Genomic DNA, 24,747 nt, shown 5'->3' on the forward strand with positions numbered 1-24,747 from the left:
CGATTTAGCGAATACCCATACGACGGAGTGCGCCGGTAGAGAAGTCGCCACGTACTGGCTCGATATCGAAGTTCATGTATTCACTTTCTTCGTTCGCCAGACCAAGCAGAATGTAACGACCTGAGTTCAAGTCATACAATGCTTCAGCTGCCATCCACGGGGTATCGTGATAGTAGAACTGAGTGTTGTAAGCTTCAGCAACACGCCATAGCTCGCCACGGCCGTCATAATGGTCAATTACAGACGCTGTCCAAGTATCTTCATCGATAAACATGTGACGCGTTGCGTAAATGTGACGCTCGCCGTCTTTCAAAGTCCCTTTCACTTCCCAAACACGGTGCTTTTCATAACGCACGTAGTCTTGGTTCATGTGACCTGGGCCGATGATGTCGTCATATGACAAGCTGGTATCCATCAACTTGTAGTTGTTGTATGGAATCAACATTTCTTTCTTGCCAACAAGTTCCCAATTGTACTTATCTGGTGCACCGTTGAACATATCAAGGCCGTCAGAAGTACGTAAGCCGTCAGATGCAGTACCTGGACCGTCATAAGCAACCGATGGTGCTTTACGAACACGACGCTGACCGGCGTTATATAACCACGCACGGCGTGATTCTTCTACTTGGTCAATCGTTTCATGCACAAGCAACACGGTACCGGTCATACGTGCTGGTGCTAATACTTCTTGCAAGAAGTAGAACAACACGTTGTCATCAGCAGATTCGCGACCGGTTTTCAAATATTCAGGGAATACCAGTGATTCGCGCAGTAATACCGGAACAAAATCACCGTTTTCAAGAACTGGGAACTGGTTCACCAAGCGTTGAACAGCACCGCCTCGATAGCGAGTAATGTGGTTCCAGATTATCTCAAGACCATTGGCCGGTATTGGGAAAGGCACGTGTTTTTCAAAGTTGGCTAAGCCGTTACCGCCAGAAACCAGTTCAGCATTTGTCGCATTTTTCGCGATGACGTCATACACGTCTTGCGGATAGGCAGCAGTGCGGTGCGTTGGGTACACATGCATTTTGTAATCAGGATATTTTTTGAACATTGCCATTTGACCAGCTGACAGCAGGTCTTTGTACTCGTCAACGTTTTCAGCGGTGATGGTATATAGTGGTTGTTCATCGGCGAACGGATCAGCTGGTCGCTCTGGCGCTTCACCATCTGCTTGCTTGCTGTAACCACCTGTCCACTCAGGGATAGAGCCGTCAGCATTGCCTGCTTTCACAGCACCTACTGGCGTTAGTTCATTCCCCAAACGCGCCGCTTCTTCTGGGCTAACTTTTGCCATGACCGTAGCGGACACAACAGATAGCGCAAAAATACCGGCTTTTAGCATCATTTTATTCATTGTGCTTTTCCTTGTTGTTCTTGATATGCTTGCTTTACCGCAATAAAGCTACATCAAAACTTAACAAATTTAAATGGCCAACTGATACTAGCGTTAAAACAGCGTTCGTTGTAAGGTATCAGCTGGTTTGACCTCTAGTTATTTTTCCATAGCATGTATCGCGAATGGGAAATTTGCAACTATTTAACAAGATATAAGACTCAAAATTTTTACGAGGGTTCCATGATAAAAGCGACAGCTTATGCTGGTGCAGCAGTAATCGCAGCCTTATATGGCGCGCCTGGGTTTGCTAATGCAGACACGATTACTGATTATGAAGTAATTAATGCACCAGCAATGAAGGCCGCAAAAGCACCACGAGCGGTGCTTACCGAAATCACCCAAACTTCGAATTATACGGTTGCCGTTGGCGATTACGGGGTAGTTCTGTACCGTGAGCCAGGCCAGAGTGACTGGCAACAAGCAGATATGCCAACCAGTGTATTATTTACGTCGGTCGATTTTGTTGATGCCGATCACGGTTGGGCCGCTGGTCATCATGGCGTGATTGCTGCCACAAACGATGGTGGTAAAACATGGCAACTTCAACTCGATGGTTTTGAGTTTACTGAATTACAAAAAGCACACTTCCAAATCGTTGTTGATGAACTTACTGAAGAACTTGAACAACTCGATGGCTCAAACGTTGAGCGTGAAGATGAGCTTGCGTTTGAATTAGACAATGCAACCTACTTATTAGATATGGCTTTCGTTGCTGAAGAGGAAGGTCCTACAAAACCTTTTCTCGATATTCGGGCGGTTAATCGTGATGTGATTTTTGCTGTGGGTGCCTACGGTACCTTGGTACGGTCCCGCGATGGTGGTGAAAACTGGGAGATTCTTGATGAGCGTTTAGCTAATCTTGATGGTTTTCATTTGAATGCGCTCACCTCAGATGAGCAATATGTTTATATTGCAGGCGAGGGTGGTCAGATTTTCCGTAGCGCAGATATGGGTGATTCATGGGATTTACTTGATTCACCTTATTACGGGTCGTTTTTTGGTTTACACATCGATACCCAGAACCGTCTATGGGTAGCTGGATTGCGCGGCAATATTTTTGTCAGCGATGATCAAGGTGACAGCTTTAATCAAATCAAATTGCCTGACAACGTGAACATTAATTCTGTAGTAGATGCACCAAGTGGCGGTGTTTACTTGGTAGGAAATGCTGGCGTTATCGGTTGGGTTGATGCCGCGGGGAACATTAAGCAGATGACGCATAGTTCTGGCGCGGCGCTTACCGATCTCGTTGCGCATGGCGACGGTCGATTGACGGTGGTTGGTCAGCGCGGCGTTCTCGAAATTACAGATTTCGAATCTTCAGCACAAACCCAAGAATAATAAAGGAACAATAGCAGCATGTCTGAACAGTCTATTGAGTCAAAAAGTGTGTGGCTAGAGCGCGCGCTCTTCAATTTTCGTCCATTGTGGTTTGTGATTTTCGCAGTCTTAACTGCGTTTTTAGCGTGGCATGCTAGTCAGGTTCGTCCTGAAGCTAGCTTCACCAAAATGATCCCGACCAAACATGAATTTATACAAAACTATTTTAAGCACCAAGAAGATCTCGCTAGCTTAGGTAATGTGGTACGTATCGCCGTTGAAACCACTGAGGGCAGTATCTTTACCGCAGACTTTCAAAAAACACTTCAAGAAATTACCGATGAAGTATTTTTTATTCCGGGTGTAAACCGCAGTGGCTTAAAAAGTATTTGGACGCCCAATGTTCGCTGGAGCGAAGTAACCGAAGAAGGTTTTGTGGGTGGGCCGGTTATTCCTGATAACTGGGATGCCTCCGAGAATTCTTTAGATCAACTGCGCACGAACGTGTTGCGTTCGGGTGAAGTGGGCAACCTAGTTGCGAACAACTTTCAATCAGCTTTGATTTTGGTACCGCTGAATGAAGTGAATCCAGATACTGGTGAAGCTTTAGATTACCAACAGTTTTCGCAGCAGCTCGAAGAACGCATTCGCGATAAGTATCAAACTGAGAACGTTAAAATTCATATTACGGGTTTCGCCAAAGTTATTGGTGATCTCATTGAAGGGGCATATCAGGTCGGCTTGTTCTTTGTGATTGCGATTGTGATCACCTTATTAATGCTGTTCTGGTATAGCCGTTGCTGGCGAAGCGCTTTTGCGGTGCTGTCGTGTTCGATTATCGCCGTTGTGTGGCAGCTCGGTATTATCAAATTGATTGGTTCGGGAATTAACCCGTACTCCATGCTTGTACCGTTCTTAGTATTCGCCATTGGTGTGAGCCACGGCGTGCAAATTATTAATGCGATTAGCAACAACCGTGTTGATGGCCACGATAAATTCGCTGCAAGTCGATTAGCTTTCCGTTCACTATATATCGCTGGTTTAACTGCGCTGATTTCTGATGCAATTGGTTTCACCACATTGATGGTTATTGACATCGAAGTAATTCAAGAACTAGCAATTGCCGCAAGTATTGGTGTTGCGGTTGTGGTATTGACCAACTTAGGTCTGTTGCCAATCATCATGTCGTACACTGGCGTATCGGTGAAAGGCGTGGATTACGTGCGTGCCACCCGCGAAGAACAACATCCAATGTTGGCTTTCTTTGGTCGTTTCTCGCAACCAAAGTGGGCCTACAGCGCGCTAATAGTCGCATTAGTTGGTCTGACATGGGGGCTGGTTTACAGTCAACAAATGAAGATTGGCGATTTAGATGCTGGTGCGCCAGAGTTACGTCCTGATAGTCGCTACAACTTAGATAATCAATTCATTGTTGATAATTACAGCTCGAGTACCGACATTTTTGTGGTTATGGCTGAAACTGCGCCCAGTCAGTGTATTGCCTATGACAACCTAGAACTGATGGATCGTTTTAGCTGGCATATGGAAAATACGCCGGGCGTACAAGACGTGAAATCAGTTGTTTATGTCGCGAAAATGGGGTCATTTGGATTAAATGAGGGTAACCTGAAATGGTTTAGCCTGAACCGCAATCAATATGTATTGAATGCGAATACCGGTCGTACACCACCAGGATTAATCAACCCTGATTGCTCTATGGCACCCATTATTATTTATTTAAACGACCACAAAGCTGAAACCCTACAAACCGTTGTCGCCTCGGTGAATGCCTTTAATCAACAGTATCAGCAAGAGGGATTAGAATTGCTGATGGCGGCAGGTAATTCAGGGATTGAGGCTGCGACCAACTCGGTGATTGAATCGGCGCAAACGAAAATGCTGCTGTGGGTTTACGGGGTGGTTATTGTGCTCTGTTTGATAACCTTCCGTAGCATTCGAACAGTCACCTGTATTGTTCTGCCGCTCATGTTAACCACTATCATGAGTCAAGGCTTAATGGCGGTGCTGGGCATTGGTGTGAAAGTCGCCACCTTGCCGGTGATTGCACTGGGTGTTGGTATTGGTGTGGATTACGGTATTTATATTTACACCAAAATTCGTGAAGGCTTGGCACAAGGCATGCACCTGAACGACAGTTACAAGTATGCATTGGATAGCACCGGTAAAGCTGTCGGCTTCACGGGTTTGACCCTAGCGATTGGTGTTGCAACTTGGATATTCTCGCCGATTAAATTCCAAGCCGATATGGGAATTTTGCTGACCTTTATGTTCCTCTGGAACATGTTGGGTGCGTTAATTCTTATACCAGCCTTAGCGCGCTTCTTTGCGCGCTTCGGCAAGCAAATTCACTAATTGATTTAGTTCACCACAGATTCGGCGTCGGCGAGAACAAAGTCGGCGCCAATATCTGCAATCACCATGGTTGGTGCGTTGGTGTTTCCACTCACCACAGTCGGCATTATCGACGCGTCGATGACGCGTAAGTTACTCACGCCATTGACGCGTAACTGCGGATCAACCACTGCATTGGCATCGTTGCCCATGCGACAGGTGCTGGTGGGATGGTAGATCAAGCCGATATTCGCCGTAATTCGTTCAAGTAGCTCTTCATCAGAGTTCGTTTCGCCTGGCCAAACCTCACCGCCATTGTGTGACTGCAACGGCGCTTGTCGCATGATTTCTCGTACCTGTTTAACCCCGGAGAGTAGAGCCGCTTTGTCGGCCTCATTGTCGAGGAAGTTATATTCAAAATGTGGCGGTTGAGCTGGGTCGCGACTTGCGAGACGTAACTCACCACGGGCTTTTGGTCGTAATACGCAAACATGGCAAGCGTAGCCGTGTGTGAATGCTGGCCATAAATCCCAGCCGCTATCATTAAATCGTGTTGAAACAAAGTGTAATTGAAGGTCAGGATCAGAAAGCTTAGGGTGGCTTTTTATAAAGCCACCAACTTCCGCTGGCGAAACTGCGAGGGGGCCCGTTTTGTGACGTTTATACTGCCACCAAGCGGCTGCCATCTTCAGTGCACCGCGAGGCGTAATACTGATGCCATCTTTAAGCTGATTCCGATAATGAATCATCACGTCTACATGATCTTGTAGATTTTTACCAACCTCTGGGCTATTGGCGACCACGGGTATGCCATGCTTATCCAACTGCGCCTTGGGTCCTATACCTGAGAGCAATAGTAATTGCGGTGAATTGATTGCGCCGCCAGCAATAATAACCTCGCGGTGCGCGGTGGCAACGTAGGATTTTCCTCGTCGGCTAAATTGAATGCCATTGGCGCGTTTATTTCCACCCGAACCTTCCACTGTAATGCGCTCCACCAAACTGTGCGTGAATACCGTTAAATTTGAGCGCTGGCGCGCTGGGTCGAGGAAGGCTTTTCGTGCACTGAAACGAGCGTTTTCAAAAATAGTGAATTGAAATGGCCCCACACCGTAGAGCTGTTCGCCATTAAAGTCTGAATTAAATGGAATACCTGCAGCAACGCCAGCTTCGACAAACTTTTGTGCGGCGTTAAAATAAACCGGAACATCACTGACTTTTAGCGGACCATCAGCACCATGGTATTCATTGGCGCCACGTTGATTGCATTCAAGTTTACGAAAGCGTTCAAGAACGTTTTGCCAGCGCCAGTCAGCTGAACTGACCGCGGCCCAATGGTCGTAATCACTCGCAACACCACGGGTATAAATCATGGCATTAATTAAGCTACTACCGCCGAGACCCTTGCCGCGCGGGGTATAGAGACCCTTGCCATTACGCAGCGGCGCCTTGTCGGCGCTACGATATAGCCAATTAAAGACTTTGCTATGCATAAACCGAATAACACCGCCGGGCATGTCGCTAAACGGCGATTGACCTTCGCTACCCGCTTCAAATAGAGCAACGCGGTAGTTGCCACAAGCAGATAAGCGCTCGGCAAGAACGCAGCCAGCCGTGCCACCACCGACAATAATATAATCAAAATGCAACGCCGTTTGGTTCATGACGCTATCTCGTGATTTGTTGATAATTAAAGACTTTGTACGTAGCGATACAAGTCGTTGAGTAATCGCATATGTTTGGCAGAGTCAGCATATTGACTACTTGCTTGCTCAAGTTCTTGCATGAATTGTTCGGCACTTAGGGCCCGCCCAGATGGTTCAAGCAAGCGCTGTTGGCAAAATGCCCGCCATCGATGTAACTCGCTATCATTTAAAGTGCTTGGGAAATTACGAGCACGGTATCTGAAGAACATTTCACTGAGGCGTGCATCGGCAAAATTAAGCTCAAGACCAGCGAGCTGGTCGGGTTCGGTTGCCCGAATGATAGCCATGTTTGAGCGATCTTGATCGCTGAAGAAGTCACCGCTATACAACATCAAATCAGGGTCGGTAACGGCTTCAAACTCTCGGGCATAAATGCACGCAGCCACAATACGTTCACGTAATTCAGGCTGAGTTATCAAATACTGCCGATTTTGTTCGAGCTGCGCTAAGTTGAGTTGCCAGCGCGACTGTGCGGATTCATCGATCACTTTCAGCGGCGCAATGAACGGACATTTATTGAGTGCGAATTGACCGCCACCAAACGGCATCAGATTGTGTTCTAGAAGCGTCGAACGCCGTGTAAATCGTCGTTCAATCATGTCATCTTCAGAAAGTGACATCAGTTTGCGTGGATCACAACGAAGATCCCAATACACCACCGTGTTGGGTTGTTCAGGATGGTAGGCAAGGGGCATAATCACACTAAGATAGCCATTTTGAGCGCCATAAAAACCGCTGACATGCGCAAGAGGTGTAAAGGTGGTGAGTTGTACAAAGTCTTTCACTGCTTGCTTACGACGCATGCTGTAGGCATAGTCAAATAATCGTGGTTGTGCTTGCTTCACTTTTTTTGCCATTTCAATGGTGGCATACACATCGGCCATGGCATCGTGGGCTTGACCGTGCTCAATGTTATTTACGCGAGTAAGATCCTCAAGGCGCATGCTTACCCGTCCGTCGTCATGATAAGGCCACTCAATGCCTTCAGGGCGCAATGCGTAACAAGCACGCATCAGATCAATGAGATCCCAACGTGAATTATTATCCTGCCAAGTGTGCGCATAGGGGTCGATAAAATTACGATAAAACAAATGCCGCGTAACTTCGTCATCAAAAGCAATATTGTTGTAGCCAATAATCGTTGTATTCGGCTCGCTCATCTGTGCCGCAATTTTCTCAGCAAAGGCCGATTCATTCATCCCTTGCGCCAATGCATGTTGCGGCGTAATACCGGTAATCATAACGGCTTGTGGATGCGGCAGAAAATCAGGTGTGGGTTGGCAATAAATCGTTAACGGTCGACCAACGGGTTCAAAATCTAGGGTGGTTCGCAAACCTGCAAATTGTGCTGGTCGATCGATTTGTGGATTCGCACCCCAAGTTTCGTAGTCGTGCCAATAGAAGGTCGGCTGAGTCATTTAAGATCCGTGATGTTTTTGTTGAAATTCTTACTTTCAGATTAACTGAATGAAGTAATAAAACAAAGGCGTTATTCGGAAACAAGAGAAAAGGCGTTATTCGTTATTGGTTATTCGTTATTCGGGAAAGCTAAAAGCGGTAAAACGAAATACACGAGCGTTAGAACAACTGTATTCAAAGAACCGAACTCTGCTAGTATCGAATAACCAATAACGAATAACGATTAACGAATAACGATTAACGATTAACGAATAACGATTATCGATTAACGAACAACGAGGTTTTTATGAAACGTATCGCACTAATTGCCGCAATGGGCTTGTTTGGCATTACAGCAAACAATGCTTTTGCTGACGACCATGGTAAAAAAGCCGCCGATGAAACCTTTGCAATCGCTATTCATGGTGGAGCTGGCACGATTACTCGTGAAAGCATGACGCCAGAGCGTGAGCGTGCTTATAAAGCAAAATTAAATGAGGCGATTAACGCTGGGCATGCCGTATTAGCGAATGGTGGTACTAGTATGGATGCTGTGATTGCTGCGGTTCAGATTATGGAAGCGTCACCATTATTTAACGCTGGCGTTGGGGCTGTCTACAACTGGGACGGTGAACATGAACTTGATGCCTCAATTATGGATGGTAAAACGCGCGAAGCGGGTGCGGTTGCGAGCGTTAAAACAGTCAAAAGCCCGATTGCACTGGCACGCAAGGTCATGGAAGAATCGGTGCATGTCATGCTAAGTGGTGCAGGTGCCGAGCAGTTTTCGCGTGAGCAAGGCCTTGAACAAGTCGACAATAGTTACTTTAACACCGAAGCCCGTTACCAAGCGTTGCAGCGCATGAAAGAGCAAGTGGGCAACCCGCGCGATAAACAAGCTTGGGTTACCATGGACGATAACTTTAAATACGGTACGGTTGGTGCTGTGGCTCGTGACAAGCATGGAAACCTAGCGGCAGCCACCTCAACCGGCGGTATGACTGGTAAACGCTACGGCCGTGTAGGTGATTCACCGATTATTGGCGCAGGCACGTGGGCTGATAACGAAAGTTGCGCGGTTTCTGCAACAGGGCATGGCGAATACTTTATTCGCTACCATGTCGCAGCTGACATTTGTTCGCGCATGAAATATCAGCAAGTTGATGTTGTGACCGCGGGCGATGCCGTGATTCATGATGTGTTGCTACCGCAAGGTGGTACGGGTGGTGTCATTATTGTCGATAAAGATGGCAATGTGCATATGCCATTTAATACCGAGGGTATGTATCGCGCGCAACGTATAGGTAATGCACCAGCTGAGGTTGCCATTTATAACGATTGACTATACTGAATGCATGGTTGTTTAACTTTTTAGGTTCAACAAGAGAGGTACGCCATGCATTCATTAAAGGTCGTTGATTATATGAATCGTCATCCCGTGAGTTTTTCACCCGAGATGTCAATTGAAGCCGCCGTATCAGTGTTGCTACAAAGTAATCAGCGTGGCGGTCCGGTGGTCGATGCACAACATAAGTTAGTGGGCTTTTTGTCTGAACAAGACTGCTTGGCGACGATGTTGCGCGATACCTATCACAATGAACAAAGTGCCACGGTCGGTGACTGTATGTATCGTGGCGATGTGGTGACGGTGGATGCGGATTCATCTATCACCGATTTGGCGCAGCAAATGACAGCCAATAAACCAAAGATGTACCCAGTGGTTGATACTGAACGCCAGTTAATAGGCGTGATCACAAGAACGGATGTATTGCGGGCAATCGATTTACATTTACGTGATGGGTACTCTCGCCGTTAACATCAAGGGCTGACGCTGGTAAACTAGCGTCAGCTTTTTTATGACTTAGGACTGACGTGCGCGCCATTCAATTTCCAGCTGACTTACCTGTCGTACAAGAAAAACAGACTATTCAAACCGCAATTGCCAAACACCAAGTGGTGATTATTGCTGGTGAGACGGGTTCTGGTAAAACAACTCAGTTACCGAAGATGCTGCTTGAGATGGGCTATGGCAATGCGGATGAAGGACGCATGATAGGCCATACGCAACCGCGCCGATTAGCTGCTCGTAGTGTTGCTGCTCGTATTGCCCAAGAACTGCAAACCGAGCTGGGTACGGTGGTCGGCTACAAAGTTCGATTTCAAGACCAAACAGCAGTAGGAACGCGAATTAAGTTGGTAACGGATGGGATGTTGCTGGCTGAACTGCAAACCGATCGTCTGCTCTCAAAATACGATGCTATTATTATTGATGAAGCGCATGAGCGCAGTCTGAATATCGATTTTCTGTTAGGCGTCTTATCGACTTTATTGCCGAAACGACCTGAGTTAAAACTGATCATTACCTCGGCTACCATTGAAACTGAACGTTTCTCGAAACATTTCAATGCGGCACCAATCATTACTGTCAGCGGACGCACTTACCCTGTAGAAATTCGTTATCGTCCGCTACAGGATGCCGATACGGATGATGATGACTTGGATGTTGTTCAGGGTGTTTGTGATGCGGTACAAGAATTACAGCGTGAAGCAGCGGGCGATGTACTCATTTTTGCTAGTGGTGAACGTGAAATTCGCGATTTTGCCGAAGCCATTGGTGAACTAAAGTTGGCAAATACTGAAGTTTTACCGTTATTTGCGCGCTTATCAGCGGCTGAGCAAAATCGCATATTTCAACCCCACACAATGCGCCGTGTGGTCATTGCAACAAACGTGGCTGAAACCTCTCTAACCGTACCGGGTATTCGTTATGTCATTGATCCGGGTACCGCACGAATTAGTCGCTACAGTTATCGCACCAAAGTACAACGACTACCCATTGAGAAAATCTCGCAAGCTAGCGCTAATCAGCGGGCAGGGCGATGCGGCCGTGTCGCGCCTGGCGTCTGTATTCGACTGTATAGTGAGGAGGATTTTCTCGCTCGCCCTGAATACACTGACCCTGAAATACTTCGCACCAATCTTGCGGCGGTTATTCTTCAAATGACTTCGGCGAAGTTAGGGGATATTCGAAAGTTTCCATTCATTGAACGACCTGACGAACGCTACATTAACGATGGGGTTAACTTACTCCAAGAACTGCATGCCATTGCCTCGAGTGGTTGTCGGCAAAATCGTCAAAAATCACGCGGTGGTTATCAAGGTCCGCGATTAACAGCGGTTGGACGTCAGCTGGCACAATTACCGTTGGATCCGCGATTGGCTCGCATGGTATTGGCGGCTAACGATTATGGCTGCATGCAAGAAGTAATGGTGATTGTAGCCGCACTGAGTATTCAAGATCCGCGTGAGCGTCCGCAGCAAGGTTCGCAAAAGGCGGATGAGTTACATCAACGTTTTCACGATAAAGATTCTGACTTTATGGGCTTCCTAAAGCTCTGGGGTTACTTATCTGAATTGCAACATGAGTTGTCTAAAACGCAATTCAGAAAACGTTTGAAACAGGAGTTCCTGCACTTTCTGCGCGTACGTGAATGGCAAGATGTTTATACGCAAGTACGGCAAACGGTGCGCGGTTTAGGGTTTCGAATTAACCAAGAACCAGCTTCTTACGAAGCCGTTCATCGCGCACTGTTAACCGGTATGTTGTCGCAATTAGGGCAGAAGCAAGAAGGCCACGAGTATCTTGGTGCGCGTAACCGTAAATTTTATATTTTTCCTGGTTCTGGCTTGTTCAAGAAATCGCCCAAGTGGGTGATGGCTGCTGAGCTGGTAGAGACATCAAGGCTGTATGCCCGAATGAACGCACGTATCGAACCGGAATGGATTGAGCCGGCGGCCATGCACTTGGTGAAGCGTAATTATTTTGAGCCACATTTTTCAAAGAAGCAGGGCTCGGTTATCGCCGACGAGCAGGTCACGCTATTTGGCCTGATTATCGTGCCGCGTCGAAAGGTTCAATACGGTCCGGTGAATGCCGCTGAAGCGCGTGAAATTTTTATTCGCGAAGGCCTAGTGCAAGGCCAGTTGAATCGTGACTTACCGTTTATCGCACATAATCGGGCGTTAATTGATGATGTGCGGATGCTGGAGGAGAAATCGCGGCGTCGCGATATTCTGGTTGATGACGCAGCGTTGTTTGACGCCTATGACCGCGAGATCCCAGCTGGTATTTATAACGAACAGCTACTCAGCGGGTGGTGGCATAAGGCAGTAAAACGACAACCGCAGTTATTACGTTTTGAGCGCGATGATTTGATGGCGCAGGATGCCTCTCATGTTACCGAGTTGGATTATCCCGAGACGTGGCAACAAGGGAACCTGCGCCTAAAGTTACGTTATGTCTTTGATCCGAATGCCGCGGATGATGGTGTGACGGTTGAAGTGCCTCTGGCGCTGCTGAATCAGCTGACAACGCATGGATTTGATTGGTTAATTCCAGCGTTGCGACATGATTTAGTCGTGGCCTGGATTAAATCGCTGCCTAAAACTTTACGACGAAACTTTGTGCCAGCACCAAACTATGCGCAAGCATTCTTGGCTGACTGCAGTGCCGAAGTTATTGCAACTACGCCATTGTTAGATGCTTTAGCGGCTAAGTTACGGCGTATGACCGGGGTCACTGTTCCGGCAGAGGCGTGGGATGCGACGCAACTGCCACAGCACTTGCGGATGAATTATGCGGTGTTAGATGAGCGCGGTGAAACCTTGCGAATGAGCCGTGACTTAGAGAGTTTGCAACAAGCCATGCAGGGGCAAGTGAAGCATGCGCTGAAACGTGCTGTGCAACGAACCGAACCGACACAGACCGCTGCAACCGAATGGGTTTTCGGTGCATTGCCAGATACCCTTGAGAGACAACAACAAGGTTATGCGATTAAAGCTTACCCAGCCCTCGTTCCCGATGGTGAAGGGGTGCGTCAAGAGTTATTTGATACGTCAGCACAAGCGCAGCAAGCGCATCGGCAGGGCTTACGCCAACTACTTCTTGCGCAGCTACCGTCGCCGGTTCGTTATTTACAGCAATCGCTGTCAAATAAAGCGAAATTGGCGATGTATTACAATCCTTGGGGGAAGGTTGATGATTTAATCAATGACTGCATTGTTGCTGCCTTGGATGAATTGATCGAGGCTAATAATGCGCGCGATGCTGAAACATTTCAGCAGCTTTATGAGGTTGCTCGTGCGGAATTAAATGAGCGCGTCACGGCCATTGCGAACTTGGTCGAGCCGTGTTTAATACAAAGCCAAACCATTCGAAAACGTTTAAAAGGCAAGGTGAGTCTGGATCAAATTCAGGCTCATGGAGATATTAAAGAACAGCTGGACCATCTTGTTTATCGTGGCTTTGTAAGCGATGTTGGTGCAGCCCGCCTAGCGGATATTGTGAGGTATTTGCAAGCGATTGAACGTCGTCTTGAAAAACTACCGGTTGATCCGAATAAAGACCGACTACACACGCTGACAGTGACTGGTCTGCAACAAGATTACCAAGCGTTGTTGGCGAAATATCAAAAGGGTCAGGAGATACCTAAGGCAGTGAAAGACATTCGTTGGATGATTGAAGAACTTCGAGTGAGTTTGTTTGCTCAAACCTTAGGCACCCGTTTCCCAATCTCTGAAAAACGGGTGCGACAAGCCTTAACTAGCGTATAAGCCAAGGTTAGCGCGCGCGTAAGCTTCAAAATCATCGCAACCGCCAATGTGCTGCTCGTCTACAAAGATCTGTGGCACGGTTAACACCGGCTTGCCGACAGTTTTTTCTAAATCCGCCTTGCTGATGCCTTCGGCGTGCATGTCGATGTAACGGAACTCAAAGTCGTCACGGTCTTCTGCTAATTTCTCAGCAATTTTTACAGCGCGTACGCAGTATGGACAGCCAGGACGACCAAAGATCACAGTGAACATTCGCTACTCCTATTTTTAAAAAGCAATAATTACCGCGTATTTTCCTATAAACAACGATGAGATGCCAATGGGTTTCGTTGATATGGATTATCGATTTTGTCGATTTATTGATTAATTTCGAGGTCGGTTTTTGCGGTACAGCAGCAGGCGAGGCAGTCGCCAGGTCGGATAAACGCGAGTGGGTCGTTCAAATAATCGACTTCACCGCTAACAAGTTGCACTCGGCAAGCGCCGCAAAAGCCATTACGGCAATGGTAATGCGGTTCTAAGCCGGCTTGTTCCATTGCTTCAAGCAGAGTTGTACCTTGTGAAGCATCAACGGTCAGCTCGTGCTGACCGTTGACTTTAACTTTAAAAAGCTGGCTCATGGGAGAATTAAAGTTCGAAGTCTCCCAAATCGGCGGCACTCACTTCGCTATCGATTTGGCCCACTAAGTAAGATGTGATTTCAGCTTCTTGTGGTGCAACTTGAACGTTGTCAGAGACAAGATATTTATTCATCCATGGTAATGGGTTACTGCGCTGTTTGAATGGTGCGTCAAAGCCAATCGCTTCCATTCGCATATTGGCAATATATTCAACATATTGGCAGAGCATTTCTTCGTTCAAACCAATCATTGAACCGTTGCGGAACAGGTAGTGTGCCCACTGCTTTTCTTGCTCAACGGCCTTCATAAAAATTGCGAGTGCTTCGTCGCGAAGCTCTTCGGCAATTTCTTTCATTTCAGGGTCGTCCTTGCCGTATTGCCAGAGGTTTAGGATTTGCTGGGTTGAAACCAAGTGGAGGTTTTCGTCACGAGCAATTAAACGAATGATCTTGGAGTTACCTTCCATTAGATCACGCTCGGCAAAGGCAAACGTACAGGCAAAGCTCACGTAGAAGCGAATTGCTTCAAGCGCATTGACTGAATTGATGCACAAGAATAACTTTTTCTTGAGCTCACGCATGTTCACCGTATGCATTTCGCCATCAACTTCCCATTCACCTTCACCGTGGGTTTGCCAAAGTTGGGTGTAGAAAATTAAATCGTCGTAATATTGCGATATGTCGATAGCGCGTTTTTGAATTTCTTCGTTGATGACGATGTCTTCGAAAACTTCACTCGGGTCAGTAAAGAGATTACGCAAAATATGCGTGTACGAGCGCGAGTGAATCGTTTCAAAAAACGACCAGGTCTCAATCCAAGTTTCGAGCTCTGGAATGGATACAATTGGTAGCAACGCAATGTTCGGGCTACGGCCTTGTACCGAATCGAGCAACGTTTGATATTTCAGGTTCGAAATAAAAATGTGCTTTTCACTTTCGGTAAGTGCCTGAAAATCAACGCGGTCGCGGCTCACGTCAACTTCTTCTGGACGCCAGAAGAAGCTGATTTGTTTCTCGATGAGCTTTTCAAAAATACTGTGTTTTTGTTGGTCATAACGCGCCACGTTCACCGAATTACCAAAAAACATCGGTTCGTGTAGCGGGTTACTCTGATTTTGATTAAACGTTGAATAACTCATAATTTAGCGCACCTTAATTGTTGGCCGTTCCACGTTGTTAAATTTTGCAAGCACCGCCGGCGCAATCGTCGTCTTCTTCGACTACGGCTACGGTTGCTTGTTGGTTTTCTACTTCACGTGTTTTGGCTTCAACTTTATCGCGTAGGTCAACCTGATTGTCAGACGCACCGTCACGCGTGTTGTGGTAATACAATGTTTTCACGCCAAGTTTGTACGCATAAAGCAAGTCTTGTAATAACTGCTTCATTGGCACTTTGCCCGCTTCAAATTTGTTCGGGTCGTAGTTTGTATTGGCTGAAATGGTTTGATCGACAAACTTCTGCATAATACCGACAAGCTCTAAATAACCTTTGTTACTTGGAATTTGCCATAGTAATTCATACGCGTGCTTCAACGTTTCGTACTCAGGTACAACTTGCTTGGTGATACCGTCTTTTGATGCTTTTACGCTGATATGTCCGCGTGGCGGCTCAATACCATTGGTCGCATTCGATATTTGCGACGACGTTTCTGATGGCATCAACGCTGATAAGGTTGAGTTACGCATGCCGTATTTCTTAACGTCTTCGCGTAAACTATCCCAATCGTAATGCAATGGCTCGCTGCACACGGCATCGAGATCTTTCTTGTAGGTATCAATTGGCATAATGCCTTTTGAGTAGGTTGTTTCATTAAACTTCGGACACGCACCCATTTCTTTCGCCAAGTTCATCGACGCTTTCATCAGATAGTACTGAATAGCCTCGAAAGTACGGTGGGTGAGGCCATTCGCTGACCCGTCAGAATAACGCACGCCATTTTTCGCTAAATAATAGGCGTAGTTGATTACACCGATACCTAAGGTACGACGCCCCATGGTGGCATTACGCGCTGCCGGCACTGGGTATTCTTGATAGTCGAGGAGGCTGTCGAGCGCGCGCACGGCTAATTCAGCCATCTCTTCCAAGTCATCCAGTGATTTGATCGCGCCTAGGTTAAAGGCGGACAGCGTGCATAGGGCAATTTCACCTTCTTCATCGTTCACGTGCGCCAACGGCTTCGTTGGCAGAGCGATTTCCAGACACAAGTTGCTCTGGCGAATCGGCGCCACTTTCGGATCAAATGGGCTGTGAGTATTGCAATGGTCAACGTTTTGCAAGTAGATGCGGCCCGTGCTCGCACGCTCTTGCATGAACAGACTGAATAATTCAATGGCTTTAATGCGCTTCTTACGAATTGACTCGTCGGCTTCGTACTGTTTATACAAGCGCTCAAATTCATCTTGGTCAGCGAAGAAGGCATCGTATAAGCCCGGCACGTCCGACGGACTAAACAGGGTGATGTAATCGTCTTTAATTAAGCGTTGATACATCACTCGGTTAAATTGCACGCCGTAATCGAGGTGACGAACGCGGTTTTCTTCAACACCACGGTTGTTCTTGAGTACCAAAAGGCTTTCAACTTCTAAATGCCACAGTGGGTAGAAGAGGGTGGCTGCGCCGCCACGAACACCGCCTTGTGAACAGCTTTTCACCGCTGTTTGGAAGTATTTATAGAATGGAATACAACCAGTATGGAACGCTTCGCCACCACGAATTGGGCTACCGAGTGCACGAATGCGACCGGCGTTAATACCGATACCTGCACGTTGCGACACATATTTCACGATGGCGCTTGCGGTGGCGTTTATGGAATCGAGGCTATCGCCGGCTTCAATTAATACGCACGAGCTAAATTGACGAGTCGGTGTGCGCACACCCGCCATAATTGGGGTTGGTAATGAGATTTTGAACTGCGATGTCGCGTCGTAAAATCGTTTTACGTAATCTAAGCGTGTTTCTTTTGGATAGTTAGCAAACAAGCACGCGGCAACTAAGACATACAAGAATTGCGCGCTTTCGTAGATATCGCCAGTGACGCGGTTCTGAACAAGGTATTTACCTTCCAACTGTTTCACCGCCGCATAAGAGAAATTCAAATCGCGCGAATGATCAATGAAATCATTCATTTGCTCAAATTCTTCTTTGCTATAGTCGGTTAGCAGGTGTTTATCATAGCGACCCGACTCAACCATTTTCGTCACTTGATCATACAAGTGAGGCGGCTCGAACTTGCCGTACGCCAACTTGCGCAAATGGAAAATAGCTAAGCGTGCAGCCATATATTGATAATCTGGTGCTTCCTCAGAAATTAAGTCGGCGGCCGCTTTGATAATGGTTTCATGAATGTCTTCAGTTTTAATGCCATCGTAAAACTGAATATGTGATTTGATTTCAACTTGTGACACTGACACGTCGTTGAGGCCTTCTGCGGCCCAGCTAATAACGCGGTGGATTTTGTCCAAATTCAGAGGTTCACGTTCGCCGCTACGCTTAGTTACGAAGAGCTGTTGATTCATGAGGCGCATCCATAGTCGTTGTTGTTATGTGTTTTTTATGTAGCCACAAGATATGGTGCGACAGGACGTCGCTCGTGCGTTTTTTACACAACATCTTGGGTTGGCTGAATGACCTGTATCCTAGCACTTATCGTACGCTGATCAAGTGAAATTACCGTTAAAAACCAGTGTAAATGAGTGGGTGAAGTAGGGGCTTTCGCTAAAACGCTTGCCAATAAAGCGACTTAGAAAAATCAAGCAGGAAAAAAATTTTTCTTATTATATTTTTGTCTTTTAAATGAGATGTTCAGATAACAAATTTATAAGGCACGTATAACAAGGCTTTTACAAGATCTTGATGGGTGAATCGATTCACCCACAAGATATAGTGTTATTTGATTAATTCGACCACAATTGAGGAAGATCAAGCGGGTGGGAAATTTTTGCATGTGCGCCCCAAGCCTGTGTGTCGTCAGTCACACTGATATAGCCATATTCTGCTAACACGGTGAACATATTGGCGCGCAGCCCGGCTTCAATATCACGCTCGGCGTCACCAACGTACCAACAATGTTGCGCAGCAATACCAAGGTGCGTTGCTGCGTGTAGCAATGGAGCTGGGTCTGGCTTAGCTACTGGCAGTGTATCGCCACTCACGACCACTTTTATACTTGCTAGTTGCGGATACTGTGGCACTAATTGTTGCGTGAGTGCTTGAGGTTTGTTGGTGACAATAGCTACGGCAATTTGTTGCTGGCTTAGCTGTTCCAGTAAGTTAGCTACGCCATCAAATAACTGCGTATGCACGGCAATTTGCTCGGCATAGGCGGCTAGAAACGCTTGGCGCAGTTCATCGCGACGTTGGTCAAACTCATCGCCATAGGCATAGCGCAATAGTCCAGCAGAACCATGCGACGCCAGCGGCGTATATTCTGCAGCACTAATTAATGGACGCTGCTCGGCGGCTAGCACGGTGTTTAATGCAGCGCCCAAATCGGGTGCGGTATCTAACAATGTACCATCGAGGTCAAACAACACCGCTTTTGGCGGTACTACTTTGGTTTGTGTAGACATACGATGTAATTCACATCCACATTCGAATCATCAAGGAAAAAACCGCGCCAAGGTAAATAATGCATACCAGTCATGGCTTGCGCTTCCAATCCGGCGGCATCGGTCATACGGAGCAATTCGGCGGGCTGAATAAATTTTTGGTGTTGATGCGTGCCTTTTGGCACCCAACCCAATACATATTCCGCCGCAACAATACCTAATAACCAAGATTTCACGTTTCGGTTCAACGTTGAAAAAAATACGTAACCGCCTGGCTTCACCGCATCAGCCGCTGCCTTCACGATAGCACTCGGGTCGGGTACGTGTTCGAGCATTTCTAAACAGGTAACCACGTCAAATTGTTCGGCGTGTTCGCTGGCAAAGTGCTCGGCAGGAACACATAGGTAGTCAATTTGCAACTGACTTTCGAGGGCATGCAAACGTGCAACTTGTAACGACTGCTCCGCCATATCAATACCGGTGACGGTTGCCCCAGCTTTCGCTAACCCTTCAGCTAATAAGCCTCCACCGCAGCCAATATCAAGAACGCGTTGTCCAAAAACACCATCACAGTGGCGCAAAATAAAATCGAGGCGCAACGGGTTAATCAGGTGTAATGGTTTGAATTCGCCTTCTGGGTCCCACCAACGGGAGGCGATGGCACTAAATTTTTCAATTTCTGCTGGATCTACGTTCGAATTTGCGGTCATAGGGCTTCTGCTACGGCTTAAAAGTCGGTACAGTGTACTCAACCTACAGGGATAAAAAAAGATGCGATAGCAGCTCGCTACGGGTACAATGCGCTATCGTACGAATTATAAGAAAGACAGAGCGTTTAGGGATATAACTACTATGAGTGATCTCGCCAGAGAAGTCGTTCCGGTCAATATTGAAGATGAACTGAAAAGTTCATACCTCGATTACGCGATGAGTGTAATTGTAGGTCGGGCATTGCCGGATGTACGTGATGGTCTCAAGCCAGTTCACCGTCGCGTGTTATTCGCGATGAATGAACTACGCAATGATTTCAACAAGCCATACAAAAAGTCGGCCCGTATTGTTGGTGACGTGATTGGTAAATATCACCCGCATGGTGATAGTGCCGTATATGACACCATTGTTCGTATGGCGCAGCCATTCTCGCTGCGGTATATGCTGGTTGATGGCCAGGGTAACTTTGGTTCGGTTGATGGTGACTCCGCAGCAGCCATGCGTTATACCGAAATCAGAATGGCAAAAATAGCCAGCGAATTACTCTCCGATCTCGACAAAGAAACCGTCGACTTTGTGCCGAACTACGATGGCACGGAACAAATTCCTGAAGTGTTACCAACTCGCGTACCGAACCTTCTGGTTAACGGCTCATCAGGTATTGCGGTGGGTATGGCAACCAATATTCCGCCACACAACTTAACTGAAGTTGTGAATGGTTGCTTGGCAATGATTGATAATCCGGATATTCAAATTGATGAATTGATGGAATATATCCCAGGACCAGACTTTCCAACTGCGGCAAGTATTTCTGGCCGTGCCGGTATTATTGAAGCTTATAAAACCGGTCGTGGTCGTATTCACTTGCGCGCAAAAGCGGAAATTGAAACCGATAGTAATGGTCGCGAAGCGATTATTGTTACGGAAATTCCATATCAGGTGAACAAAGCGAAGCTGATTGAGAAAATCGCTGAGCTGGTGAAAGAAAAGCGCCTTGAAGGTATCAGTGGTTTGCGCGATGAGTCAGATAAAGACGGCATGCGCATTGTTATTGAACTGAAACGTGGTGAAGTTTCTGAAGTTATCTTGAACCACTTATATGCCAACACGCAAATGCAAGTGGTGTTCGGTATTAACATGGTGGCACTGGATAAAAACCAGCCGCGCTTGTTTAACCTTCGCGATATGTTGGAATGCTTTATTCTACACCGTCGTGAAGTGGTGACACGTCGCTCGGTGTATGAATTACGCAAAGCGCGTGAACGTGCTCATATCTTAGAAGGTTTAGCGATTGCGCTTGCCAATATCGATGAAGTGATTGAATTGATTCGTCGCTCGCAAACCGCAGCTGATGCGAAAGCTGGCTTAACCAGCCGTGCTTGGCAATTGGGCGATGTAGCGGCCATGCTAGAGCGCGCTGGTGTTGATGCGGCGCGTCCTGATCATTTGAGCGCTGAATTTGGTATTCGTGACGGTCAGTACTATCTGACTGAAGAACAGGCCCAAGCCATTCTTGATTTGCGTTTGCACAAGTTAACTGGTCTTGAACACGAAAAGATTCTTGAAGAATACAAGAACCTGTTACAACAAATTGAAGAATTGCTGCACATCTTGAATAGCGCTGAGCGTTTGATGGAAGTGATTCGTGAAGAGCTAGAAAAAGTGAAGGCGGAATACGGTGATGCACGTCGTACCGAAATCACTGCGGCGGCGCACGATATCAGCATGGAAGATTTGATAAATGAAGAAGACGTGGTAGTGACGTTGTCGCACCATGGTTATGTGAAGTATCAGCCGTTAACGGAATATGAAGCACAGCGTCGTGGTGGCAAAGGTAAATCAGCGACCAAGATGAAAGATGAAGACTTCATTGAACGATTATGGGTAGCCAATACGCACGATACAATTTTGTGCTTCTCGACTCGCGGCCGAATTTATTGGATGAAGGTTTACAATTTACCGCTGGCCACACGCACTGCACGTGGTCGACCGATTGTGAATCTGTTGCCACTGGAAGAGGGTGAGCGAATCACTGCAATCTTGCCAACCCGCGACTACCCAGAAGATAAATATATTGTCATGGCAACCCGTAAGGGCACCGTGAAGAAAACGCCAATGGAAGCCTACTCACGTCCACGTAGCGGCGGGATCATTGCTCTGAACCTCAATGATGGTGATGAATTGATTGGTGTTGACGTGACCACGGCTGGCGATGAGATCATGTTGTTCTCTGACGGCGGCAAAGTGGTGCGCTTTAGCGAAGATCAAGTGCGTTCAATGGGACGCACCGCAACCGGTGTGCGCGGAATTCGCCTTGGTGAAGGTCAGAGTGTCGTATCACTCATTGTGCCAAGAACCATCGAAGAAGAAGTGCCGTGTATTCTTACAGTAACCGAAAATGGTTACGGTAAACGCACACCAATTACTGATTACCCAGCGAAGAGCCGCGCAACCAAAGGTGTGGTTTCAATTAAAGTCAGTGAGCGCAACGGTCAAGTGGTTGGCGCCATGGAAGTGGTTGAAGCGAACCAAATCATGCTGATTAGTAACAAAGGTACACTGGTACGTACCCGCGTTAGCGAAGTGTCGATTGTTGGGCGTAACACCCAAGGTGTGCGCTTGATTCGTACCGGTGCCGATGAACAAGTTGTTGGCATGCAGCGTATTGATGAAGTTGACGAAGATGACGAAACTGATGCGCTGTTGAACGAGCCGGTAGAAGGTGAGGACACCAGCGAGCTGTTAGATGACGATGCGGATGATGACGCAGCGGTTGACGATGTAAGTGAGGAATAATTGCATGAGTGCCCCGTTTAACTTTTCTGCGGGGCCGGCAATGCTGCCGGCAGAGGTCATGAAACAAGCCCAGGAAGAGTTCCTAGATTGGAACAACCTGGGTATTTCAGTGATGGAGATTAGTCATCGCGATCCGATTTTTATTCGGATGGCCGAGCAAGCCGAGCAAGACTTGCGCGATTTGATGGCCATTCCGAATAACTATCAGGTGCTGTTTATGCACGGTGGTGGCCGTGGTCAGTTTAGCGCGGTGCCGCAAAATATTGCGGGACCAAATGCTACTGTCGATTACCTGAATTGCGGTATTTGGTCTGACTTTGCTATTCGCGAAGCGCAAAAATACGTACAACATGTGAATGTTGTCGGCTCTTCTGTGCAAACGGAGCGGGGCAAAGCATTAGCACCGCGCGAAAGCTGGCAATTGTCAGACAATGCGGCTTATTTCCATTATTGCCCAAATGAAACGGTGGATGGCATTGCGCTACATGACATTCCTGATGTGAATGCACCAATCGTCGCCGATATGTCATCTAACATTCTGTCTGAGCCACTCGACGTTAGCCGTTTTGGTGTCATTTACGCTGGCGCACAAAAGAATATTGGTCCGTCTGGATTCGCCATTGCGATAGTACGTGATGATTTGCTTGGCCACGCCCAAGGCAATACATCGACGATTATGGATTACACCGTTCAGGCCAAAGAACGCTCGATGTATAACACCCCGAATACCTTTGCTTGGTATTTGTCTGCGCTGGTTTTCCAATGGCTCAAACGCCAAGGCGGTGTCGAGGCCATGGGGCAGTTAAACCACGCGAAAGCGAATAAACTGTATCAATATATTGACAGCTCTGACTTCTATAGTAATCCAGTTCACCCTAACTATCGCTCCAATATGAACGTACCATTCTTGCTGGCTGACGAACGCCTCGACGGTGATTTCTTAAAGCAAGCGGAACAAGCTGGGCTGTTGGGGCTAAAAGGGCACCGTTTTGTCGGTGGCATGCGTGCAAGTATTTACAATGCGATGCCGATGGCTGGGGTGGATGCGTTAGTTGAGTTTATGCGCGAATTCGAGCGCAAAGCCTAAAAAACATAAAAGCGTTATTGGTTATTCGTTAGTCGTTATTCGATGAATGAAAACCAATAACGAGTAACGAACAACGAGTAACGATTTCTATGACTGAATTTAATGCCAAAGAATTAGCGAATCCTGGGGTTCGTAACTTAAGCCCTTATCAGGCGGGCAAGCCCATTGAAGAAGTGGAGCGCGAGCTTGGAATTAAGAATATTGTAAAGTTAGCTTCGAACGAGAACCCGCTGGGGTTGAGCGCGAAGGTAAAAGCAGCGTTGCAAGATGCTTTGAATGGATTGGCGCGTTATCCCGATGCCAACGGCTTTTACTTGAAAAGTAAATTAGCGACCAAGGCTGGCGTTAATGCCAATCAAATAACCTTGGGTAATGGGTCGAATGATGTGCTTGAGTTATTAGCTCGCACGTTTGTAAATGCCAGCCATGAGGTGATTTTTGCGCAGCACGCGTTTGTGGTGTATCCGCTGGTAACGCAGGCCATTGGCGCAACAGGCGTAGCCGTTCCAGCGAAAGATTATGGACATGATTTGCCAGCGATGCTGAAGGCGATTACACCAAAGACGCGGATGATTTTTATTGCTAACCCGAATAACCCAACTGGCACGTTTTTAAGTACCGAGGCATTGGCGGAGTTTATTGATCAAGTACCAAGTAATGTTTTGGTGGTTCTCGATGAAGCCTACTACGAGTACGTGGACGAAGCCGAACGCGCGCCGTCGGTCGAGTGGGTCGCAAAATATCCGAATTTGATTGTTAGTCGTACTTTCTCAAAAGCTTACGGTTTAGCTGGTTTGCGCGCAGGATATGCGATTTCGCATCCGGACATTGCCGACTTGATGAACCGTATTCGCCAGCCTTTTAATATGAATAGCTTAAGTTTACGCGCGGCAGAAGTGGTGCTGGATGATGACAAGTACCTAGCGGAATCCATTCGCGTGAACAAAGAAGGCATGCAGCAGCTCGTAGCGTTTTGCGAGGAAAATGGTTTGAACTATATTCCTTCGCACGGCAACTTCTTGACCATTGAAGTTGGCTCGGAAGCTGGTGACATGTATCAAAAGTTACTTCGAGCTGGTGTTATTGTGCGTCCGGTGGCCGGCTATCAGTTGCCGAATCATTTGCGTGTTAGTATTGGCTTGCCGAGTGAAAACCAAGCCTTCATTGATGCAATGAAAACCATTTTATAGCGCAG

The 24,747-nt window shown here is 47.1% G+C and carries 17 protein-coding genes; 8 read left to right on the forward strand and 9 right to left on the reverse strand.

Translation table 11 applies throughout. The features are described from left to right. Positions 1-4 precede the first annotated feature (4 nt). The gene (locus CWI76_RS02130) at positions 5-1,360 is read right to left on the reverse strand and encodes a DUF1329 domain-containing protein (protein ID WP_126758719.1); all 1,356 of its coding nucleotides are present in this window, start codon (positions 1,358-1,360) and stop codon (positions 5-7) included. 222 nt (positions 1,361-1,582) lie between these two features. Here CWI76_RS02130 and CWI76_RS02135 point away from each other — a divergent pair, with 222 nt between their 5' ends. Together CWI76_RS02135 and CWI76_RS02140 are read left to right on the forward strand one after the other, a co-directional pair. Beyond that, positions 1,583-2,743, forward strand: coding sequence for a WD40/YVTN/BNR-like repeat-containing protein (locus CWI76_RS02135; protein ID WP_198678547.1), 1,161 nt, complete (start codon positions 1,583-1,585; stop codon positions 2,741-2,743). Between the two features lie 18 nt (positions 2,744-2,761). Further along, positions 2,762-5,095, forward strand: a complete 2,334-nt coding sequence (locus CWI76_RS02140; protein ID WP_126758721.1) for an efflux RND transporter permease subunit — start codon at positions 2,762-2,764, stop codon at positions 5,093-5,095. Between the two features lie 5 nt (positions 5,096-5,100). Here the strand turns inward: CWI76_RS02140 and CWI76_RS02145 are convergent, their stop codons facing one another. After that, complete coding sequence (locus CWI76_RS02145; RefSeq protein WP_126758722.1) at positions 5,101-6,738, reverse strand: GMC family oxidoreductase; 1,638 nt, start codon at positions 6,736-6,738, stop codon at positions 5,101-5,103. Between the two features lie 26 nt (positions 6,739-6,764). Then, positions 6,765-8,198: an exodeoxyribonuclease I gene (gene sbcB / locus CWI76_RS02150; protein WP_126758723.1), complete on the reverse strand. Its 1,434-nt coding sequence runs from the start codon at positions 8,196-8,198 to the stop codon at positions 6,765-6,767. Positions 8,199-8,485: 287 nt separating this feature from the next. Between sbcB and CWI76_RS02155 the strand changes: the two genes are divergently transcribed. From CWI76_RS02155 to hrpA, 3 genes are read left to right on the forward strand one after another with little or no spacing between them, the layout of a single operon-like run. Beyond that, positions 8,486-9,520, forward strand: coding sequence for an isoaspartyl peptidase/L-asparaginase family protein (locus tag CWI76_RS02155; RefSeq protein WP_126758724.1), 1,035 nt, complete (start codon positions 8,486-8,488; stop codon positions 9,518-9,520). 54 nt (positions 9,521-9,574) lie between these two features. Continuing rightward, entirely contained in the window at positions 9,575-9,994 is a 420-nt protein-coding gene (locus tag CWI76_RS02160; RefSeq protein WP_126758725.1) for a CBS domain-containing protein, read from the forward strand. 56 nt (positions 9,995-10,050) lie between these two features. Continuing rightward, positions 10,051-13,791 carry an ATP-dependent RNA helicase HrpA gene (gene hrpA, locus CWI76_RS02165; RefSeq protein WP_126758726.1) on the forward strand — a complete coding sequence of 1,247 codons (3,741 nt, stop codon included), beginning with the start codon at positions 10,051-10,053 and terminating at the stop codon, positions 13,789-13,791. Here the strand turns inward: hrpA and CWI76_RS02170 are convergent. The 6 genes from CWI76_RS02170 to ubiG form a co-directional block, all read right to left on the reverse strand. Further along, a complete protein-coding gene (locus CWI76_RS02170) occupies positions 13,777-14,043 on the reverse strand; it encodes a GrxA family glutaredoxin (RefSeq protein ID WP_126758727.1) in 267 nt (88 codons plus the stop codon). The two genes, hrpA and CWI76_RS02170, sit on opposite strands and share 15 nt — an antisense overlap. Before the next feature lie 104 nt (positions 14,044-14,147). Beyond that, the gene (gene yfaE / locus CWI76_RS02175) at positions 14,148-14,411 is read right to left on the reverse strand and encodes a class I ribonucleotide reductase maintenance protein YfaE (RefSeq protein ID WP_126758728.1); all 264 of its coding nucleotides are present in this window, start codon (positions 14,409-14,411) and stop codon (positions 14,148-14,150) included. A gap of 7 nt (positions 14,412-14,418) precedes the next feature. Next, positions 14,419-15,549 carry a class Ia ribonucleoside-diphosphate reductase subunit beta gene (nrdB, locus tag CWI76_RS02180; protein WP_126758729.1) on the reverse strand — a complete coding sequence of 377 codons (1,131 nt, stop codon included), beginning with the start codon at positions 15,547-15,549 and terminating at the stop codon, positions 14,419-14,421. Between the two features lie 37 nt (positions 15,550-15,586). Further along, positions 15,587-17,926, reverse strand: a complete 2,340-nt coding sequence (gene nrdA, locus CWI76_RS02185; RefSeq protein ID WP_126758730.1) for a class 1a ribonucleoside-diphosphate reductase subunit alpha — start codon at positions 17,924-17,926, stop codon at positions 15,587-15,589. A gap of 378 nt (positions 17,927-18,304) precedes the next feature. Then, complete coding sequence (locus tag CWI76_RS02190) at positions 18,305-18,979, reverse strand: HAD family hydrolase (protein WP_126758731.1); 675 nt, start codon at positions 18,977-18,979, stop codon at positions 18,305-18,307. After that, positions 18,958-19,668, reverse strand: coding sequence for a bifunctional 2-polyprenyl-6-hydroxyphenol methylase/3-demethylubiquinol 3-O-methyltransferase UbiG (ubiG, locus tag CWI76_RS02195; RefSeq protein WP_126758732.1), 711 nt, complete (start codon positions 19,666-19,668; stop codon positions 18,958-18,960). Before ubiG ends, CWI76_RS02190 begins: the two co-directional genes overlap by 22 nt. Positions 19,669-19,810: 142 nt before the next feature. On the opposite strand from ubiG, the gene gyrA reads away from it, so the two are divergent. The 3 genes from gyrA (at position 19,811) to hisC (ending at position 24,742) form a co-directional block, all read left to right on the forward strand. Continuing rightward, positions 19,811-22,465 carry a DNA topoisomerase (ATP-hydrolyzing) subunit A gene (gyrA, locus tag CWI76_RS02200; protein ID WP_126758733.1) on the forward strand — a complete coding sequence of 885 codons (2,655 nt, stop codon included), beginning with the start codon at positions 19,811-19,813 and terminating at the stop codon, positions 22,463-22,465. Between the two features lie 4 nt (positions 22,466-22,469). After that, positions 22,470-23,552: a 3-phosphoserine/phosphohydroxythreonine transaminase gene (serC, locus tag CWI76_RS02205; RefSeq protein ID WP_126758734.1), complete on the forward strand. Its 1,083-nt coding sequence runs from the start codon at positions 22,470-22,472 to the stop codon at positions 23,550-23,552. Between the two features lie 89 nt (positions 23,553-23,641). Continuing rightward, positions 23,642-24,742 (forward strand): histidinol-phosphate transaminase, encoded by a 1,101-nt coding sequence (gene hisC, locus CWI76_RS02210; protein WP_126758735.1) that lies wholly within the window; start codon positions 23,642-23,644, stop codon positions 24,740-24,742. Positions 24,743-24,747: the final 5 nt, after the last annotated feature.

It is taken from the genome of Pseudidiomarina marina (assembly GCF_003987045.1).
Taxonomy (GTDB): Bacteria; Pseudomonadota; Gammaproteobacteria; order Enterobacterales; family Alteromonadaceae; genus Pseudidiomarina; species Pseudidiomarina marina.

Bases quoted from the DNA above. Each gene is read 5' to 3' on its own strand.
- gyrA (WP_126758733.1), top strand. From the start codon at position 19,811: ATGAGTGATCTCGCCAGAGAAGTCGTTCCGGTCAATATTGAAGATGAA.
- nrdA (WP_126758730.1), bottom strand. From the start codon at position 17,926: ATGAATCAACAGCTCTTCGTAACTAAGCGTAGCGGCGAACGTGAACCT.
- CWI76_RS02155 (WP_126758724.1), top strand. From the start codon at position 8,486: ATGAAACGTATCGCACTAATTGCCGCAATGGGCTTGTTTGGCATTACA.
- CWI76_RS02170 (WP_126758727.1), bottom strand. From the start codon at position 14,043: ATGTTCACTGTGATCTTTGGTCGTCCTGGCTGTCCATACTGCGTACGC.
- ubiG (WP_126758732.1), bottom strand. From the start codon at position 19,668: ATGACCGCAAATTCGAACGTAGATCCAGCAGAAATTGAAAAATTTAGT.
- CWI76_RS02145 (WP_126758722.1), bottom strand. From the start codon at position 6,738: ATGAACCAAACGGCGTTGCATTTTGATTATATTATTGTCGGTGGTGGC.
- nrdB (WP_126758729.1), bottom strand. From the start codon at position 15,549: ATGAGTTATTCAACGTTTAATCAAAATCAGAGTAACCCGCTACACGAA.
- CWI76_RS02190 (WP_126758731.1), bottom strand. From the start codon at position 18,979: ATGTCTACACAAACCAAAGTAGTACCGCCAAAAGCGGTGTTGTTTGAC.
- sbcB (WP_126758723.1), bottom strand. From the start codon at position 8,198: ATGACTCAGCCGACCTTCTATTGGCACGACTACGAAACTTGGGGTGCG.
- yfaE (WP_126758728.1), bottom strand. From the start codon at position 14,411: ATGAGCCAGCTTTTTAAAGTTAAAGTCAACGGTCAGCACGAGCTGACC.
- CWI76_RS02140 (WP_126758721.1), top strand. From the start codon at position 2,762: ATGTCTGAACAGTCTATTGAGTCAAAAAGTGTGTGGCTAGAGCGCGCG.
- serC (WP_126758734.1), top strand. From the start codon at position 22,470: ATGAGTGCCCCGTTTAACTTTTCTGCGGGGCCGGCAATGCTGCCGGCA.
- hisC (WP_126758735.1), top strand. From the start codon at position 23,642: ATGACTGAATTTAATGCCAAAGAATTAGCGAATCCTGGGGTTCGTAAC.
- CWI76_RS02130 (WP_126758719.1), bottom strand. From the start codon at position 1,360: ATGAATAAAATGATGCTAAAAGCCGGTATTTTTGCGCTATCTGTTGTG.
- CWI76_RS02160 (WP_126758725.1), top strand. From the start codon at position 9,575: ATGCATTCATTAAAGGTCGTTGATTATATGAATCGTCATCCCGTGAGT.
- CWI76_RS02135 (WP_198678547.1), top strand. From the start codon at position 1,583: ATGATAAAAGCGACAGCTTATGCTGGTGCAGCAGTAATCGCAGCCTTA.